The organism is Micromonospora sp. NPDC047548, from assembly GCF_040642975.1.
Classification (GTDB): domain Bacteria; phylum Actinomycetota; class Actinomycetes; order Mycobacteriales; family Micromonosporaceae; genus Micromonospora.
This window is the reverse complement of record NZ_JBEYTI010000002.1, coordinates 323,081-339,741: the sequence shown is the minus strand read 5'-3', so window position 1 is coordinate 339,741 and position 16,661 is coordinate 323,081. Positions and strand designations below refer to the sequence as shown.

Here is a 16,661-nt window from a genome sequence, read left to right as displayed (position 1 = left end):
GCCCCTTTTCGGCGACGGCCGCGAACCCCCATCCTGGAGGTTCGCGGCCGGTCCGGGTCGCTGTGCCGCGGTCAGACGCCGCCGCGCAGCATCCCCGGCCCGAACACCTCGTACGCGATCTGCTCCACCGGCACGCCCCGGCGCAGCAGACCGCCCCGGATCTGGTTCATGAACGGCAGCGGCCCGCAGAGGTGCACGTGCGCGTCGGGGGAGAGCGGGATCAGTTCCGGGTCGATCCGGCCACTGGTCACCTCGGCGGTCAGCGCCTCCGGGTCGTCGCGGTCGCTGGTCTGCTCGTACCAGAGCTTGAGCCGCAGGTTGGGCAGCCGGGCGTGCAGCCGGGGCAGTTCGTCGCGGTGCGCGTGCGCGGCCCCGTCCCGGTCGGCGTGCACCAGCACCACCGGCCGCTCGGGCGCGGTGGCCGCCAGGTGCTCCAGCGCGGACATCGCCGGGGTGAGCCCGATGCCGGCGCTGACCAGCAGCAGCGGCCCGTCGCCGGCCACCGCGCTGACCTCGCCGAAGGGCGGGCTGAGCCGCAGCGTGTCGCCGGCTGCGGCCCGCTCGTGCAGGACGGTGGAGACCAGCCCGTCCGGCGCGCCGTTGACGCCGCGGACCCGCTTGACGGTGATCCGCCAGTGGTCGGCGCCGGGACGGCCGGAGAGGCTGTACTGCCGGATCTGCTGGCCGAGCCCGGCGTCGAGGTCGACGGCGACCGAGACGTACTGGCCGGGGACGAAGTCGGGGACCGGTCCGCCGTCGGCCGGTACGAGGGTCAGGGAGACGACGTCGGTGGCCTCCGCCGTCACGCCGGTGACCCGCCAGTCGCGCCAGACCGACCCGCCCTCGGCCACTCCGGCCGTCGTGTACAGGCGGGCCTCCCGGGCAATGAGTTCGCAGGCCATCAGCCAGTAGACCTCGTCCCAGGCGGCGGCGATCTCCGGGGTGACGGCCTCGCCCAGCACCTCGCCGATGGCGGCCATCAGGTGCCGGCCGACGACGGTGTACTGGGTGGCGGTGATGCCGAGCGAGGCGTGCTTGTGCGCGATCCGGTCCAGGATGGCACCCCACGCCGAGCTGTCGGCACCCGTCAGGTGTTCGGCGTACGCGACGACGGAGGCGGCCAGCGCGGCCTTCTGCTGACCGGTGGCCTGGTTGCCCCGGTTGAACAGGTTGAGCAGCTCGGGGTGCGCGGCGAACATCCGCGGGTAGAACCGGCCGGTGATCTCCTCCCCGTGCGCCTTTACGACGGGCAGGGTCGCGATCACCACGGCCTTGGACGATTCCGAGAGCACGGTGCTCCTCCTTCTGCGTTGCCTACGGGAGCCACTTAAACAGGAATTTGAGATGCCTCTTCAGGGCCGAAAGTCCCGGGTGGGGTGTTGCCGGCGTCACGGACTCCCGGCCCCGGTCCCGGCCGGGCGCGCTGGCTAGGGTCGGTACGTGAAGCTCAACCGGTCCACCGACATGGCGCTGCGGATCGCCATGCTGACCGCGCCGGCGTCGACCCGGACCACCGTCGACGAGCTGGCCGAGCGGCTGGACCTGCCCCGCAGTCACGTCGCCAAGGTGGTGCAGCGGCTGCAACGGCTCGGCGTGCTGGTCACCATCCGGGGGCGCTCCGGCGGCGTGGCCTTCGCCGCGGGCGCGGAGGAGCTCACCGTGGGCCAGGTCGTCCGGGCCTTCGAGGGCGAGGGTGAGGTCGTCGCCTGCGAGGAGTCGGGCTGCACGCTGCGCGCCGGCTGCCGGCTGCGCGTCCAACTCCGCCGCGCCCAGGCCGCCTTCCTCGCCGTCCTCGACGACGTACGCCTCGGCGACCTCGTCGACGCCCCCGCCGCCCCCCTCCTGCTCACCCTCACCACGCCCCCACCCAGCCCCTGACCCCGGCCCGCCTGCCCGCCTAACTTCGAGGGGCCGGGCCCGCAGGAACTTCTTGCTCAGCGCGGCGGGCCAGCGCCCCACGTGATCACCGAGGCGAGCGGTCGCGGGAGGCAGGCGGCGTTGTCTGCCTCGGTGGTTCCGGTGCGGGGTGGCGTTGCGGGTGGGCGGTAGCCTGCGGGAGCCGATCCACGTCGATGCGGAGCGCCGATGTCCTCTTCCCGGGTGTCCCACCCGCTGTTCGCCCGGGTGTTCGCGCGGGCGAGCGTGGCGATGGACCGGGCCGGTGCGGCCGAGCACCGGCGTCGGCTGGTCGCCGGCCTGCGCGGGCGGGTGGTCGAGGTGGGCGCCGGCAACGGCCGGATGTTCCCGCACTACCCGCCCGAGGTGGATGCGGTGCTCGCGATGGAGCCCGAGCCCTGGCTGCGTGCCGCCGCCCGCGCGGCCGCCGAGCGGGCGCAGGTGCCGGTCACGGTCACCGCCGGGCTGGCCGAGGCGCTGCCGGTCGCCGACGCCACCGTCGACGCCGTGGTGCTGTCGCTGGTGCTCTGTTCGGTCCCCGACCAGGCGGTCGCGCTGCGGGAGGCGTACCGGGTGCTGCGCCCCGGCGGGTCGCTGCGGTTCTACGAGCACGTCGCGGCGGGTACTCCCGGGCTGCGCCGGGCGCAGCGGGTGGCCGACGCGACCTGCTGGCCGCTGCTCTGCGGCGGCTGCCACACCGGCAGGGACACGGTGTCGGCGATCGTCGCCGCCGGGTTCAGCGTGGTCCGGCTGGACCGGTTCCGCTTCCCGCCCGGGCGGCTTTCGGGGCCGGCCTCGCCGCACGTGCTCGGCGCCGCGATCCGGCCCTGAGATCCGTCGCCGCCGACCGGGCGCACGACGGGGGCCGCCCGTGCGGGCCACCCGGGGCCCGGCGGCACCGGCCGGAGCGGCCCGGGGAACACCGCGGCGGGGGGCGGCGTTGCTGCCTGGTGGCTCACGACCGGCGGCCCCGGACGCGGCGGGTCCAGCGGGGCTGCGCGATTGTGTCGGGGCGTGCGGCTAGGCTCGCTGCGGCGCGCCGCGCGTGGAGATCGAGACGGTGAGCGGCACCACACCGCCAAGACCTGGGAGTACGACCAGTTGACCGCACAGCCTGAGACCCTCTACGGGGCCGACGACCTCACGCATCTCGAGGGCCTGGACGCCGTCCGCAAGCGTCCCGGTATGTACATCGGCTCCACCGACAGCCGTGGCGTGGGTCACCTCGTCAACGAGATCCTCGACAACTCCACCGACGAGGGTGTTGGTGGTCACGCCACCAAGGTCGAGGTGACGCTGCACGCCGACGGGTCGGTGCGGGTCGACGACGACGGTCGCGGCATCCCCACCGACGTGCACGCCAAGTCCGGCATCTCCGGGGTCGAGCTGGTGCTCACCCGGCTGCACGCCGGCGGCAAGTTCGGCGGCTCCGGCTACAAGACCTCCGGCGGGCTGCACGGCGTCGGCGCCTCGGCCGTCAACGCGCTCTCCCGCCGTTTCGACGTCACCGTGCGGCGCGGCGGCAAGGTGCACGCCATGTCGTTCCGGCACGGCGTACCGGGAATCTTCGACGGCGACGGCCCGGACGCCCCCTTCACCGCCGGCCCCGGGCTTCAGATCGTCGGCGCGATGAAGCGCGGCCAGCGCGCCGGCACCTTGATCCGTTACTGGCACGACGCCCGCTACTTCGAGACCGGCGCGGCGCTCGACGTCGACGCCGTCCGGATGAAGCTGCGCAACACCGCCTTCCTGGTGCCGGGGGTCGACTACCGGCTGCGCGACGAGACCGGTGAGCAGCCCACCGAGGAGCGCTTCCACTTCCCCAACGGCCTCACCGACATGGTCGAGTTCCTGGCCCCGGCCGGTGACCGGCCGGTCTCCGGCACCCTGCTGGTCACCGGCGAGGGGACCTACCGGGAGAACGCCGCCGACGCCAACGGCGTGATGCAGTCCAACGTGCAGCGCCGCGCCGAGGTCGAGGTGGCCTTCCGCTGGGGCACCGGCTACGAGCGCACCGTGGAGTGCTTCACCAACACCATCCGCAACGCCCACGGCGGCACCCACCGTAAGGGCTTCGAGCGGGCGTTGGCGCGGACCCTCGCCGACGCCGTCCGCAACACCCGTGGCCTGCTCAAGGCCAAGGAGGAACCACCCACCCTGGACGACGTCCTGGAGGGGATGACGGCCGTGGTGCACATGCGCATCCCGGAGCCGCAGTTCACCTCCCAGACCAAGGACGAGCTCTCCACGGCCGGCATCACCAAGGTGATCCAGTCCCTGGTCGAGCAGCACCTGAAGGCGTGGCTGGACGACCGGAAGACCAAGGCCGAGGCCCGCACAGTCCTGCAGAAGATCGTCGACGCGGCCCGGGTCCGGTTGACCCAGAAGCAGCAGAAGGACGCGGCTCGGCGCAAGACCGCCCTGGAGGGCGCGTCGATGCCGGCCAAGCTGGTCGACTGCCGCGCCGGAGGCATCGACCGGAGTGAGTTGTTCATTGTCGAGGGCGACAGCGCATTGGGGACGGGCCGACTTGCCCGATCTGCCGAATATCAGGCACTTCTCCCGATCCGCGGCAAGATCCTCAACGTGCAGAAGGCGAACCTCCAGCAGGTGCTGGACAACGCCGAGTGCGCGGCGATCGTGCAGGTACTCGGCGCCGGCTCGGGGCGTACCTTCGACCTGTCCGCGCTGCGGTACGGCCGGGTTCTGATCATGGCGGACGCCGACGTGGACGGCGCGCACATCCGTACCCTGCTGATCACGCTCTTCGCCCGGTACATGCGGCCGCTGATCGAGGCCGGCCGGCTCTTCGCCGCGATGCCGCCGCTGCACAAGATCACCACCAAGGGGCGCAACCCGCAGACCATTTACACCTACACCCAGGCCGAGATGGAGGCGACGGTCCGCAAGCTGGAGAAGGCCGGCAAGCAGATCGTCACCCCGATCCCGCGCTTCAAGGGCCTCGGCGAGATGGACGCCGACGAGCTGTGGGAGACCACGATGAACCCGGCCACCCGGGCGGTCCGCCGGATCACCCTCGACGACGTCGACGCCGCCGAGCGGATCCTCGAACTGCTGATGGGGGAGAAGGTCGAGCCGCGCCGCAACTGGCTCATCGACTCCTCCAGCCGGGTCGACCGCGAAGCGATCGATGCATGAGCACGCTGGCCGCCCGCCGAGAAGGAAGCTGAACGATGGCACGCCGTAGGGAAGACCGCGCCAAGGCGGACCTGTCCGCCTTCGACCAGGCCGGCGCGCGGGTCTTCGACAACCCGCTGGTCACCGAGGTCTCCGACTCCTACCTGGAGTACGCCTTCTCGGTCATTCACTCCCGCGCCCTGCCCGACGCCCGGGACGGCCTCAAGCCGGTGCACCGGCGCATCCTCTACGCGATGAATGAAGCGGGCTTCCGCCCCGACCGGGCGCACGTGAAGTCCGCTCGCGTGGTCGGCGACGTGATGGGCCGCTACCACCCGCACGGTGACACTGCCATCTACGACGCGATGGTCCGGATGGCCCAGGACTTCTCGCTCAACGTGCCACTCATCGACGGGCATGGAAATTTTGGAAGCCCGGACGATGGACCGGCCGCGGCGCGCTACACCGAAGCACGCATGTCCCGTGAGGCGATGCTGCTGGTCGGCGAGCTGGGCGAGGACACCGTCGACGTCGAGCCCAACTACGACGGCTCGCTGACCCAGCCCACCGTGCTGCCGGCCGCCTTCCCCAACCTGCTGGTCAACGGCGCGTCCGGGATCGCGGTCGGGATGGCGACCAACATGATCCCGCACAACCTCGGCGAGGTGGTCTCCGCCGCCCGGTGGCTGATCAACCACCCGGACGCCGACCTGGACAAGCTGATGGAGTTCGTTTCCGGCCCGGACCTGCCCACCGGCGGTCTGCTGCTCGGCCTGGACGAGGTGCGCCGGGCGTACGAGACCGGGCGCGGCGTGGTCCGGATGCGCGGCCGGGTCGAGATCGGCCCTCTCGAAGGCAGTCGGGGCCGGCAGGCGATCACCGTCGTCGAGTTGCCGTACGGTGTCGGCGCGGAGAAGGTCATCGCGGCGATCACCAACGAGGTCACCAAGACCAAGCGGCTGACCGGCATCGCCGACGTCAAGGACCTCACCGACCGCGAGAGCGGCACCCGCCTGGTCATCGAGTGCAAGGTCGGGGTCAACCCGCAGGCGCTGCTGGCCGACCTCTACCGGCTCACCCCGCTGGAGCAGTCGTTCGGCGTCAACAACCTGGTGCTGGTCGACGGCCAGCCGCGCACCCTCGGGCTGAAGGCGCTGCTGGAGGTCTTCCTGGGCCACCGGTACGAGGTGGTCACCCGGCGCAGCGCGTACCGCAGGCGCAAGCGCGAGGAACGGCTGCACCTGGTCGACGGTCTGCTGATCGCCCTGCTCGACATCGACAAGGTGGTCAAGCTGATCCGGGCCAGCGAGGACGCCCAGGCCGCCAAGGACGGGCTGATGCAGAAGTTCAAGCTCTCCGAGATCCAGGCCACCTACATCCTGGACACTCCGCTGCGCCGGCTGACGAAGTACGACCGGATCGAGCTGGAGGCGGAGCAGGAGAAGCTCCGCGGGGAGATCGCCGAGCTGTCGAAGATCCTCGACGACCCCAAGGTGCTCAAGAAGGTCGTCTCCGACGAGCTGGCCTCGGTGGTGAAGCAGTTCGCCGCGCCGCGCCGCACCACCCTGGTCGACGGCGACCTCAAGGAGGTGCTGGCGGCCTCGGTGCCGGCCGGTCCCCTGGAGGTGGCCGACGATCCCTGCCAGGTGATCCTCTCCGCGACCGGGCTGGTCGCCAGGACCGCGGCCGAGTCGGAGGAGGCCGCCGAGGGGCGCCGGCGCAACGGCCGGGTCAAGCACGACACCGTACGCGCCGTCGTGCACACCACGGCCCGGGGCCGGGTGCTCCTGGTGACCAGCGCCGGCCGGGCGTTCAAGATCGACGTGCTGCCGCTGCCCGTGCTGCCGGAGCAGGCCGGCACGGTCTCGCTGCGCGGGGGCATGTCCGCCGCCGAGCTGGTGCCGCTGGAGGCCGGCGAGATGGTGGTCGGCCTGGCCCCGCTCGGGGCGACCGCGCAGGGCTCGCCGGGCCTGGCACTCGGTACGCGGCAGGGCGTGGTCAAGGTCTGCGCGCCGGAGTGGCCGGTCCGCTCGGACGAGTTCGAGGTGATCGGCCTGCGCGAGGGCGACGAGGTGGTGGGGGCGACCTGGCTCACCGACGGCCAGGAGGCCCTGACCTTCATCACCTCGGAAGCGTCCCTGCTGCGCTTCGCCGTGACGCTGGTCCGCCCGCAGGGGCTCAAGGGCGGCGGCATGGCCGGCGTCAACCTGCCCGACGGGGCGCGGGTGGTCTACTTCGGCGCGGTTCGCACCGATGACCCGGGGCATGGCGATCCGATGGTGGTCACCTCGACGGGCGCGACGGTCAAGGTGACGCCGTTCGGGGCGTACCCGGCGAAGGGGAGGGCGACCGGCGGCGTGCGCGCGCAGCGGTTCCTCAAGGGCGAGACGGATCTGGTGGCCGCCTGGGTCGGCGCCCGCCCGGTCGGTGCGACCGCGACCGGCGACCCGGTGGAGCTGCCCCCGGCGGACCCCCGCCGCGACGGTTCTGGCTTCGCCGTCATGCTCGGCCCGACCGTCCTCGGCCACCTCATCGAACGCGACTGACCCACCCGCGGGGGAGGGGCCCGGGGGCTGACGCCCCCGGGCCCCTCCCCGTCTCATCCCCGGCCGGCCCCGCGTCGATCATGAGGTTGTTGCCCTGTTGGCCGGGTCGCGGCAACAACACCAGGCGGGAGAGGGGGGTCAGAGTTCGGGTTCGGGGCCTCGGCGGGAATCCGGGGTGGTGCCGCGGAGGCGGGCGACCAGGCGCATGCCGTGGTGGATGAGCAGCGCGGCGGCGGTGCCGAGGGCGATGCCGTTGAAGGAGAGGTCGCCGGCGGTGAGGGTGTAGTTGGCGGCGCCGACGATCACCGCGACGGCGGCGGTCATCAGGTTGACCGGGTCGTGGAAGTCGACCCGGTTCTCGATCCAGATCCGCGCGCCGAGGATGGCGATCAGGCCGTACAGCGCGGTGGTCGCGCCGCCCAGCACCCCGGCCGGCACGGTCAGGATCAGCGCGCCGAACTTCGGGCTGAGCCCGAGCAGCACCGCCGCCAGCCCGGCCACCCAGTACGCGGCGGTGGAGTAGACCCGGGTCGCCGCCATCACGCCGATGTTCTCCGCGTACGTGGTGGTGCCGGAGCCGCCGCCGGAGCCGGCGAGCACGGTGGCCAGGCCGTCGCCGAGGAATGCCCGGCCCATGTCCCGGTCCAGGTTGCGGCCGGTCATCGTGGCGACCGCCTTGACGTGCCCGGCGTTCTCGGCGACCAGCACCAGGATCACCGGGATCACCAGCACCACCGCGCGGAGGCTGAAGCTCGGCGCGTGGAACTGCGGCAGCCCCACCCAGGCGGCCTCGCGCAGCCCGTCGACCGCCTTTGGGTCCAGGTCGCCGAGGACGGCGGCGAGCGCCCACCCGACCACCACGCCGAGCAGGATGGACAGCCGGGCCAGGAAGCCCCGGAAGGCGACCGTCGCCAGCAGGATCGCGGCCAGGGTCACCACCGCGATCAACGGCTGCGCCTTGACGCCGGTGCCGCTGCCGCCGCCGTCCCAGGCCACCGGCGCCAGGTTCAGGCCGATCAGCGCGACGATCGCGCCGGTGACCACCGGCGGCATCAGCGCGTCGATCCACCGGGCCCCGGCGAGCTGCACCACCACCCCCACCAGCGCCAACGCGACGCCGGCGACGACGATCCCGCCGAGCGCCGGGCCGATGTCGCCGCCCGCCTTCGCCGCCAGCACCGGGGCGATGAAGGCGAAGGACGAGCCGAGGTACGACGGCAGCCGGTTGCCGGTGATCAGCAGGAACAGCAGGGTGCCGATCCCGGAGAAGAACAGCGTGGTGGCCGGCGGGAAACCGGTGATCAGCGGGACGGTGAAGGTGGCGCCGAACATGGCCACCACGTGCTGCACGCCGATCCCCAGCGTGCGGGGCCAGGAGAGCCGTTCGCCGGGGTGCACCACGTCCCCGGGGGTGACGGACCGGCCGTCGCCGTGCACGGTCCAGGGAGACCAGCGGGAGGTGGGGGACTGGGTCATGAAGCGCCCTTCGCGTCGTCAGGTGACGGGGGCGTGATCGACCCTGAGAGTTGTTTCTAGCACGAGATCCGGCCGCGCCCGGGGGCGGCCGGTCAGGCTACGCCGGTGGGGCGGAACTGGACGCTGACGCGGGGGCCGACCGGGCGGCTGGTCTTGGGGATGGCGTGTTCCCAGGTGCGCTGGCAGGAGCCGCCCATCACGACCAGGTCCCCGTGCCCGAGCGGGAAGCGCAGGCTGGCGCCGCCCCCGCGCGGCCGCAGCAGCAGCGGCCGGGGTGAGCCGAACGAGACGATGGCGACCATGGTGTCGGTGTGCGCCGACCGGCCCCGGGTGTCGCCGTGCCAGGCGACGCTGTCCCGGCCGTCGCGGTAGAGGCACATGCCGGCGGTGACGAACGGCTCGCCCAGCTCGGCGGCGTAGTGCCAGGTCAGCGCCGCGCGGGCTGCGGTCAGCACCGGGTGCGGCAGCGGACGGCCGCCGGCGTACCAGCAGAGCAGGCGGGGGACGTCGACCTCGGCGTCGTACATGGTGCGGCGCTCAGCGCGCCACGGCACCTCGGTCAGCAGGGTGTCGAGGACCGCGTCGGAGCCGCGCACCCAGCCGGGAAGGTGGTCGACCCAGGCGCCCCGGGTGAGCACGTGCCGGCGCAGCCCGCCCGGCAGCGGCCCCAGTGACGGCCCGGCGTCGGCGAGGTCGAGCATCGACGGCTGGTAGGCGGCCTGCGTCATGCCGCCACCCTATCAGCGGTTTAGTACAGGCGTACGATCGCCGCCCTGGACCAGGTCGAGCACCGCGTCGGCGACCCGGGCCCGGCCGCGGCCGTCGACGGTGGCCCAGGCCCGCGCGGAGAGCGCGGCCCGCCGTCGGGGCGAGGTGAGCAGGCCGGTCAACGTCCGCGCGGCCGCCGCCCGGGCCGCCCGCCCGGCCACCCCGGCCCCGGCCAGCTCCGGCAGCTCGCCGAGGCCGGCGGCCAGCCCGTGCTCCACCACCCGGTGGTACGACTCGCGCTGGTTGTCGACCACGCAGACCAGCGCCGACGGCGCGCCGAGGCAGCACAGTTCCCAGGTGGAGGTGCCGGCCGCGCTGACCACCAGGTCCGCCGCGCCGATCAGGGCGGGCAACTCGTCGGTGGGCGGGACCGGACGCAGCGACTGACCCCGACGGGGGGTCACCGCGGCCAGTTCCGCCTCGACCTCGGGGCGTCCCACCACCACGGTCAGCTCCATCGGGTGCCCGGTGGCGAGCAGCACCCGGGTCAGCACCGGGGCGGCGCCGAGCGCGTCCGTGCCGCCGAAGAAGGCGAGCACCCGGGGCCGGCCCACCGGCGTGGGTTCCCTCGGGGCGGCCGGCCGGGTGGTGACCACCGAGTCGCGCAGCAGCGCGTACCGGCTGCCGGCGAGCAGCCGCCCAACGGGCGCGGCGGTCCGGGCGCCGAAGTTCTGGTCCAGGTAGAGGTCGGCGTCCTGCCCCCGGGTGTCGCCGTCGACGATCGCCAGGGTGACCACGCCGGCCGCGCGCAGCGCCCCCGCCCCGGCCGGGTCGAGCTCGTACGAGTCGAGCACCATCGCGTCCAGCCCGTGCCGGTGGGCCGCCTCGACCAGCCCGGCCGGGGAGTCCGGGCCCGGATGCGCCGGGATGCCCCGGGTCGCCAGCTGCGCCTGCGCCCAGCCGACCCGCTCGACGGTGCCGAACAGCTCGACCCGGGCCCCCCGGGCCAGGAACTCCTCGCCGAGAGCCAGGCAGCGGACCAGGTGGCCGACGCCGCGCCGGGGCCCGGCGTCGCAGCGCAACCCGATCCGTGGCGTGTTCACGACTCCTCCAGGCGCTTCTGGCGTACGCCGGCGTTGAGGGCGCGCAGGCCGGGTTGGCCGTCCAGCCAGTCGGCGAGCGTGGCCAGCGGCACGCTGACGTCGCCGAAGTGGTCGGTGACCGCGCGCACCAGCGCCCAGTCCTGCTCGGTGTCGAGGGTGAGCCGCAGCGCCGACCGGTCCGGGGTGAGGGTCACCCCGAGCACCCGGAACAGCTCCGGGTGGGTGTACGCGTACGAGGTGACGTGCACCCGGTGGTGGTCGGTGGCGAGCCGGTCCAGGGTACGCAGCGCGTCCGCCCGGATGATCTCGGCGTCCAGCCCCCGGGGCAGCGTACGGGCGATCGAGGTGCTGGCGTAGTCCAGGCCGGGGACCGCCCGGTACACCGACGCCACCAGCGCGATGATCTCCGGGTCGAGCAGCGGGCAGTCGGCGGTGAACCGCATGACCGCGTCACCGGGGTGGGCGTCCAGGGCGCCGACGAAGCGGCCCAGCACGTCGTCGACCGGGCCCCGGTGGCACGGCACGCCCCACCGGTCGCACTCGGCCACCACCGCGTCGTCGACGGCGTCGGCGCTGGTCGCCACGACCAGGTCGGCGAGCACGCCGCTGTCCCGGGCGGCCCGGACCACCCGGCCGAGCACGCTGCGCCCGGCCAGCGGGCGCAGCACCTTGCCGGGCAGCCGGGACGAGCCCATCCGCGCCTGCACGATCCCCACGATCCGCAGGTCACCCGGCCGCTCGGCCGATCCGGTCCCGCCGCTCACTGCTGCTCCTCCCGTGTGGCGCGCTGGTCCAACGCCTGCCGCGCGCGGCGCTTCGCCGCGCGGGCGCCCCGCTTCGCCAGCCGGGCCGGGGTGATCGCGAGCCGACCCACCCGGTAGCTGAGCGAACCGCTGAGCAGGTTGATCGTCGCGTCGGCCCGGCGCAGCGCCCGCTCCCGCGAGTTCAGCAGCTCCTCGGTCCACTTCAGCAGCGCGGCGAGCCGGGTCAGCTCCTCCCGCTGCCGTTTCCAGGCCTCGCGCAGCTGCTGGTAGCTGCGCGGCCCGGCCGGCGGGTCGGTCGGCTCGACCGCGCGCAGTTCGGTGGCGAGGCGGACCCGCCCGTCGGCGTCGAGGCCGCGCAGCGCGGCGGAGACCGCCGCCTCCGCCTCGATCGCCGCGTCGACGGTGGCCCGGTCCAGCTCCCGCCCGGCGAGGCCGCCGAGCACCACGGTCAGGCCGGCCACGTCCAGGGTGGACGGCCACGGGTGGGCGTACCCACCGGTGAGCAGCGCGGCGGCGAACCGCCACAGGCCCCGGGCCAGCGCCACGTCGACGTCCAGCGGCGCGGCGGCCCGCCAGCTCGGATCGAGCACCGCGTGGTCGTCGCCGGCCACCACCACGTTGTCCGTGCCGGCGAGGGCCATCGCGCCGCCCAGCCGGCCGTCCCGGTCGGCTCCGGCGGCGAGCCAGGACGCGTACCCGCGCAGCAGCCGGCGCAGGGCGTCCAGGTCGCGGCGCAGGCAGGCGTCGAGCAGCAGGGTGCGCAGCAGCCGCCCCTCGGGCACCGGCCCGTCGAGCGCGCCCGGGTCCCGGTAGGCCACCTCGCGGGTGGCGAAGGGCGCTGGCTCACCCGGCCGGCTCATCCGGCCGGTCACCCGCCACCGCCAGCCGTCCGGCCCGTCGACCACCTCGACCACGCCGATCCCCGGCGGCCCGGTCTGCGCCAGCGCCACCGGCAGTGTCGGGCGGCCGGTCGAGGGCTCGCCCGTCAGCGGCGACCCGCCGGCCGGCGCGGATCCGGCGTCCGGGTCGGCGGGCCGGTGGGCGAGCAGCAGCCAGCCCGGCGCCAGCGCCGAGCCGAGCCCCGCGTGCAGCGCGTCGACCGCCAGCCGGGCCGGGTCCTGGAGCACGGGGGCCTCGCCGGCGCCGTCCGCGCAGGCGCCGTGCAGCACCGCGTCGAACAGCCCCGAGGTGGGCCGCCGGTCCAGCTCGTCGGCGGCCACCAGCGCGGTCGCCGCATCCGGATCGGGGTACGCCGCGAAGCAGGCCTCCGGCCGCAGCCCCTCCCCGGCCAGCCGGGCCCGCAGCTGCTCCGGGTTGGCCGGGCGGCCGGTGTCGAGCACCCCGCCGACCGTCCAGGCCGAGTCGGCCCGGGCGGCGTACCAGGGGGCGGTGGCGACCAGCCGGTGCACGCCGAGCGGGTTGTCCAGCCGCAGCAGCAGCGTCCCGCCCGGCCGCAGCGCCCGCACCAGGCGGTCCAGCACGGCGTCCCAGCCCAGCCGGGGGCCCTCCACCGACTCCACCGCGTCCAGGCCGGCGGCGGCGACCACCACGTCGAAGGTCTCGCCGGCGGGCAGGCCCGCCGGGCCGCCGACCACCACCCGGGCGCCCCGCTCGGCCAGCGCCACCCCGTCCGTGTGGCTGCGCAGCAGGCAGGTCACCTCGGCGTGCGTCAGCCGGGTCAGCAGCACCGGGTCGTGCGGCCCGGCCAGCAGGACCCGCGCCCCCGCCGGTACGACCCGCGCCGCCAGCGCGGCCAGCGGCCCGCCGTCGGGCAGCTGCTCCTCCGGCAGGTCGGACCAGGCCAGCATCTCCCCGCCGGGGAGCGCTATCCGGGCCGCCGTCTCAGTCGTCAACTCGTTCCTCCTGGAGATTCGCCCACCCGAGCAGCTCGCGCAGCTCGGCCGGCGTACAGCGGTGGTCGGTGCCCAGTTCGGCGCGGGCGATCTCGACGGCGGTCGGCAGGTCGACGGACTCGCCGTGCAGCTCCGGCCACTGCCGCCGGATCCGGGCGGTGCCACCGAAGGTGGGGTCCTCGGCGGAGAGGATCATCGGGTCGCCGTAGACGGCGGGTTCGCAGCCGGCGGCGATGCCGTAGAAGATCGCGCTGGTCAGCCGGTTGGAGGCGACCCGCTTGTGCCGGCGCAGCTCGGTGAGCTGCTTGTCGAGGAAGAGCGGGTCGGTGTCCTTCCACCAGTGGCCGCGGTAGCCGTGGCAGATCACCCGGAAGCCGGCGTTCTCGTAGAGCCGGCGCACCCGGCGCATGCCGTACTCGTGCCAGTAGAGGCAGACCGTGACGGGGCCGGGTTCGGTGGCCCGGATCCGGGCGATCAGGTCCTTGTGGTCGCCCTTGACGTGCTGGCCCTCCCAGCCGTGGAACGGGTACCAGATGGTGCCCTCCCGCGCCGACTCCGGCGGGTCCTCCGGCCGCAACGACAGCAGGTAGCTGAACGGCGCGCCGACGGTGACCACGTTGCGCCGCCCCACCGACCAGGCCCGCCGCCGGGTCTGCTCGGACCAGAGCAGGCTGGGGGTGAACTCGGCGTACGGGTGGCCGGGGGCCAGCCCGTCGCCGATGTTCCAGCCGTGCTGGACGTACCCGTTGATCCGCGGCGGGTGCCCGTCGCCCAGCCCGCAGTAGCGGGCCAGCACGTGCGCGTGGCCGTAGAAGTGGTTCGCGTGATGCATCGGTTCCCCCGTCAGGCGGCGGGACGCGCCGTGACGCCGCGCAGCGCCGCCCGGAGCGCGTCGATCACGCGATCCTGGTCGGCGTCGGTCAGGGTCGGGAAGAGCGGCAACGACAGCTGCTGGGTGTAGAACGACTCGGCCACCGGGCAGGATCCGCGCCGGTAGCCGAGGTCGGCGAAGGCCGGGTGCCAGTGCGCCGGGATGTAGTTGACCTGCACTCCGATGCCGGCGGCGCGCATCCGGTCGTACACCTCGCGGCGGCGGCCGTCGAGCACCCGGATGGGGTAGAGGTGCCAGGCCGGGACGGCCCACGAACGGCGGCCGGGCAGCAGCACCCCGTCCAGGTCGGCCAGCGCCTCGTCGTACCGGGCGACCAGCCGGGCCCGGGCGGCGAGGAAGTCGCCGAGCCGGCGCAGCTGGCTGCGGCCCAGCGCGCAGAGCACGTCCGGCAGCCGGTAGTTCAGCCCGAACTCGTGCACCTCCTGGTGCCAGCCGCCCTCGTCCGGCCAGCGCAGCGCGTCCCGCTCGCGGACCAGCCCGATGTTGCGGAACCGGCGGGCCCGGGTCAGCAGCTCCTCGTCTCCGGCGGCGACCGCGCCGCCCTCCGCGGTGGTCAGGTTCTTGGTGGGAAAGAACGAGAACGTGGTGAGGTCGGCCAGCGAGCCGACCGGCCGGCCCCGGTAGGTGGCGCCGATGGAGTGCGCCGCGTCGGCCAGCAGCAGGGCGTCGCTGCCGGCGAGGGCCTGCCGCAGGGCGTCGTAGTCGGCCGGGTGGCCGGCGTAGTCGACGGCGGAGACCACCCGGGTACGCGAGGTCGTCGCGGCGGCCGCCGCGGCCGGGTCGAGGGTGAAGGTCTCCTCCTCGACGTCGGCGAAGACGACCTTCGCGCCGAGCGCCACCGCGCTGCTGGCGGTGGCGACGAACGTCATCGGCGGCACCACCACCTCGTCGCCTGGGCCCACCCCGGCCGCCGCGTACGCGACGTGCAGCGCGGCGGTGCCGTTGGAGACGGCCGCGCAGCCGGCCCCGCCGGTCCACCCAGCGAGGTCGGCCTCGAACCCGTCGACCTGTGGGCCGGTGGTGAGCCAGTCGCTGTGCAGCGCGGCCACCACAGCGGCGACGTCGTCGTCGGTGACCGACTGCCGCCCGTACGGGAGCATCGCCGTCATGCGCCGATGCCGAGCATGTCGCGCAGCTGCTGGACGCTCAGCCACTCGTCGTTGGTGTCCGACTGGTACGCGAACCCGTCCGGCACCGGCTCGCAGCCGACCGGCGGCTGGTAGCCCCAGGTGGCGATGGTGGGCTGGACGATGAACCGGTCCTTGGCGCGCAGCGTCCGACGGCTGTCGTCCGGGGCGATCATCTCCTCGTGCAGCTTCTCGCCCGGCCGGATGCCGATCTCGTGGGTGGTGGCGTCCGGGGCGACCGCCTCGACCAGGTCGAGGATGCGCATGCTGGGGATGCGCGGCACGAACAGCTCGCCGCCCTGCATCTGGTCGAAGCTGTCCATGACGAACTGGACGGCCTGGTCGAGGGTGATCCAGAACCGGGTCATCCGCTTGTCGGTGATCGGCAGGCTCTTGCCCTCGGCGGCCAGCCGGCGGAACAGCGGCACCACCGAGCCGCGGCTGCCCACCACGTTGCCGTAGCGGACCACCGCGAAGCGGGTGGGGTGCTGGGCGGCGTAGTGGTTGGCGGAGACGAAGAGCTTGTCACCGACCAGCTTGGTGGCGCCGTACAGGTTGATCGGGCTGGACGCCTTGTCGGTGGAGAGCGCGATGACCTTCTTGACGCCGGCCTCGATCGCCGCGTCCACCACGTGCTGGGAGCCGGTGATGTTGGTGGCGATGAACTCCGAGGGGTTGTACTCGGCGGTGTCCACCTGCTTCAGCGCCGCCGCGTGCACCACGTGGTCGACGCCGTGCATCGCCCGGGTGAGCCGGTGCCGGTCCCGGACGTCGCCGATGAACCAGCGCAGCCGCGGGTCGTCGCCGAGCTGCTGGCGCAGCTCGTACTGCTTCAGCTCGTCGCGGGAGAACACCACCACCCGGGCCGGGTCGGCCTCGGCCAGGAGGTGCCGGAGGAAGGTCCTACCGAAGGAACCGGTGCCGCCGGTGACCAGGATGGAGGAACCCGTCAGCTCGCTCAATGTGGTGCTCCCATGATCGCAGGTTGTGCGCCGGCGGCCCGGGGCCACGCGACCGGACGGACGCTAGCCACGGCGGGTTAACACCCCGACGCGCCCGGGTGAACCGACCGCGCTGGTCCAGTGAATGCCGGACACCGGGCAGGCGAACTCTCGCGCCGCCCCCGCGGCGCGGCTGACCGGCGGGAACGGTCCTGGC

At 74.0% G+C, this 16,661-nt stretch carries 13 protein-coding genes; 4 read left to right on the top strand and 9 right to left on the bottom strand.

What is annotated here, in order from left to right:
- Positions 1-71 precede the first annotated feature (71 nt).
- On the bottom strand, positions 72-1,346 hold the full coding sequence (locus ABZ807_RS03375) for a globin domain-containing protein (protein WP_357152256.1): 1,275 nt from the start codon (positions 1,344-1,346) through the stop codon (positions 72-74).
- Positions 1,347-1,440: 94 nt separating this feature from the next.
- On the opposite strand from ABZ807_RS03375, the gene ABZ807_RS03370 reads away from it, so the two are divergent.
- The 4 genes from ABZ807_RS03370 (at position 1,441) to ABZ807_RS03355 (ending at position 7,580) form a co-directional block, all read left to right on the top strand.
- A complete protein-coding gene (locus ABZ807_RS03370) occupies positions 1,441-1,878 on the top strand; it encodes an Rrf2 family transcriptional regulator (protein WP_357152143.1) in 438 nt (145 codons plus the stop codon).
- A 207-nt stretch (positions 1,879-2,085) separates the two neighbouring features.
- Positions 2,086-2,727, top strand: coding sequence for a methyltransferase domain-containing protein (locus ABZ807_RS03365; protein ID WP_357152140.1), 642 nt, complete (start codon positions 2,086-2,088; stop codon positions 2,725-2,727).
- A 270-nt stretch (positions 2,728-2,997) separates the two neighbouring features.
- A complete protein-coding gene (locus ABZ807_RS03360; RefSeq protein ID WP_357152254.1) occupies positions 2,998-5,055 on the top strand; it encodes a DNA topoisomerase IV subunit B in 2,058 nt (685 codons plus the stop codon).
- A gap of 35 nt (positions 5,056-5,090) precedes the next feature.
- Positions 5,091-7,580, top strand: a complete 2,490-nt coding sequence (locus ABZ807_RS03355) for a DNA topoisomerase IV subunit A (protein WP_357152137.1) — start codon at positions 5,091-5,093, stop codon at positions 7,578-7,580.
- 138 nt (positions 7,581-7,718) lie between these two features.
- On the opposite strand, the gene ABZ807_RS03350 is transcribed toward ABZ807_RS03355, so the two are convergent.
- The 8 genes from ABZ807_RS03350 to pseB all read right to left on the bottom strand — a co-directional run bounded on the left by ABZ807_RS03350 (position 7,719) and on the right by pseB (position 16,465).
- Positions 7,719-9,056: a solute carrier family 23 protein gene (locus ABZ807_RS03350; RefSeq protein WP_357152134.1), complete on the bottom strand. Its 1,338-nt coding sequence runs from the start codon at positions 9,054-9,056 to the stop codon at positions 7,719-7,721.
- 92 nt (positions 9,057-9,148) lie between these two features.
- Positions 9,149-9,784: an alpha-ketoglutarate-dependent dioxygenase AlkB gene (locus ABZ807_RS03345; protein WP_357152132.1), complete on the bottom strand. Its 636-nt coding sequence runs from the start codon at positions 9,782-9,784 to the stop codon at positions 9,149-9,151.
- Between the two features lie 12 nt (positions 9,785-9,796).
- Positions 9,797-10,867 carry a spore coat protein gene (locus ABZ807_RS03340; RefSeq protein WP_357152129.1) on the bottom strand — a complete coding sequence of 357 codons (1,071 nt, stop codon included), beginning with the start codon at positions 10,865-10,867 and terminating at the stop codon, positions 9,797-9,799.
- Positions 10,864-11,592 carry an NTP transferase domain-containing protein gene (locus ABZ807_RS03335; RefSeq protein WP_357152252.1) on the bottom strand — a complete coding sequence of 243 codons (729 nt, stop codon included), beginning with the start codon at positions 11,590-11,592 and terminating at the stop codon, positions 10,864-10,866. Before ABZ807_RS03335 ends, ABZ807_RS03340 begins: the two co-directional genes overlap by 4 nt.
- A gap of 35 nt (positions 11,593-11,627) precedes the next feature.
- On the bottom strand, positions 11,628-13,484 hold the full coding sequence (locus tag ABZ807_RS03330; RefSeq protein ID WP_357152127.1) for a class I SAM-dependent methyltransferase: 1,857 nt from the start codon (positions 13,482-13,484) through the stop codon (positions 11,628-11,630).
- Positions 13,474-14,316: a hypothetical protein gene (locus tag ABZ807_RS03325; RefSeq protein ID WP_357152124.1), complete on the bottom strand. Its 843-nt coding sequence runs from the start codon at positions 14,314-14,316 to the stop codon at positions 13,474-13,476. The genes ABZ807_RS03330 and ABZ807_RS03325 overlap by 11 nt, the downstream gene beginning before the upstream one ends.
- Before the next feature lie 11 nt (positions 14,317-14,327).
- Positions 14,328-15,485, bottom strand: coding sequence for a DegT/DnrJ/EryC1/StrS family aminotransferase (locus ABZ807_RS03320; RefSeq protein WP_357152121.1), 1,158 nt, complete (start codon positions 15,483-15,485; stop codon positions 14,328-14,330).
- The gene (gene pseB / locus ABZ807_RS03315; protein ID WP_357152118.1) at positions 15,482-16,465 is read right to left on the bottom strand and encodes a UDP-N-acetylglucosamine 4,6-dehydratase (inverting); all 984 of its coding nucleotides are present in this window, start codon (positions 16,463-16,465) and stop codon (positions 15,482-15,484) included. Before pseB ends, ABZ807_RS03320 begins: the two co-directional genes overlap by 4 nt.
- Positions 16,466-16,661: the final 196 nt, after the last annotated feature.

Coding starts and splice junctions, on each gene's coding strand:
- ABZ807_RS03365 (WP_357152140.1), top strand. CDS start 2,086: ATGTCCTCTTCCCGGGTGTCCCACCCGCTGTTCGCCCGGGTGTTCGCG.
- ABZ807_RS03355 (WP_357152137.1), top strand. CDS start 5,091: ATGGCACGCCGTAGGGAAGACCGCGCCAAGGCGGACCTGTCCGCCTTC.
- ABZ807_RS03350 (WP_357152134.1), bottom strand. CDS start 9,056: ATGACCCAGTCCCCCACCTCCCGCTGGTCTCCCTGGACCGTGCACGGC.
- ABZ807_RS03345 (WP_357152132.1), bottom strand. CDS start 9,784: ATGACGCAGGCCGCCTACCAGCCGTCGATGCTCGACCTCGCCGACGCC.
- ABZ807_RS03325 (WP_357152124.1), bottom strand. CDS start 14,316: ATGCATCACGCGAACCACTTCTACGGCCACGCGCACGTGCTGGCCCGC.
- ABZ807_RS03320 (WP_357152121.1), bottom strand. CDS start 15,485: ATGACGGCGATGCTCCCGTACGGGCGGCAGTCGGTCACCGACGACGAC.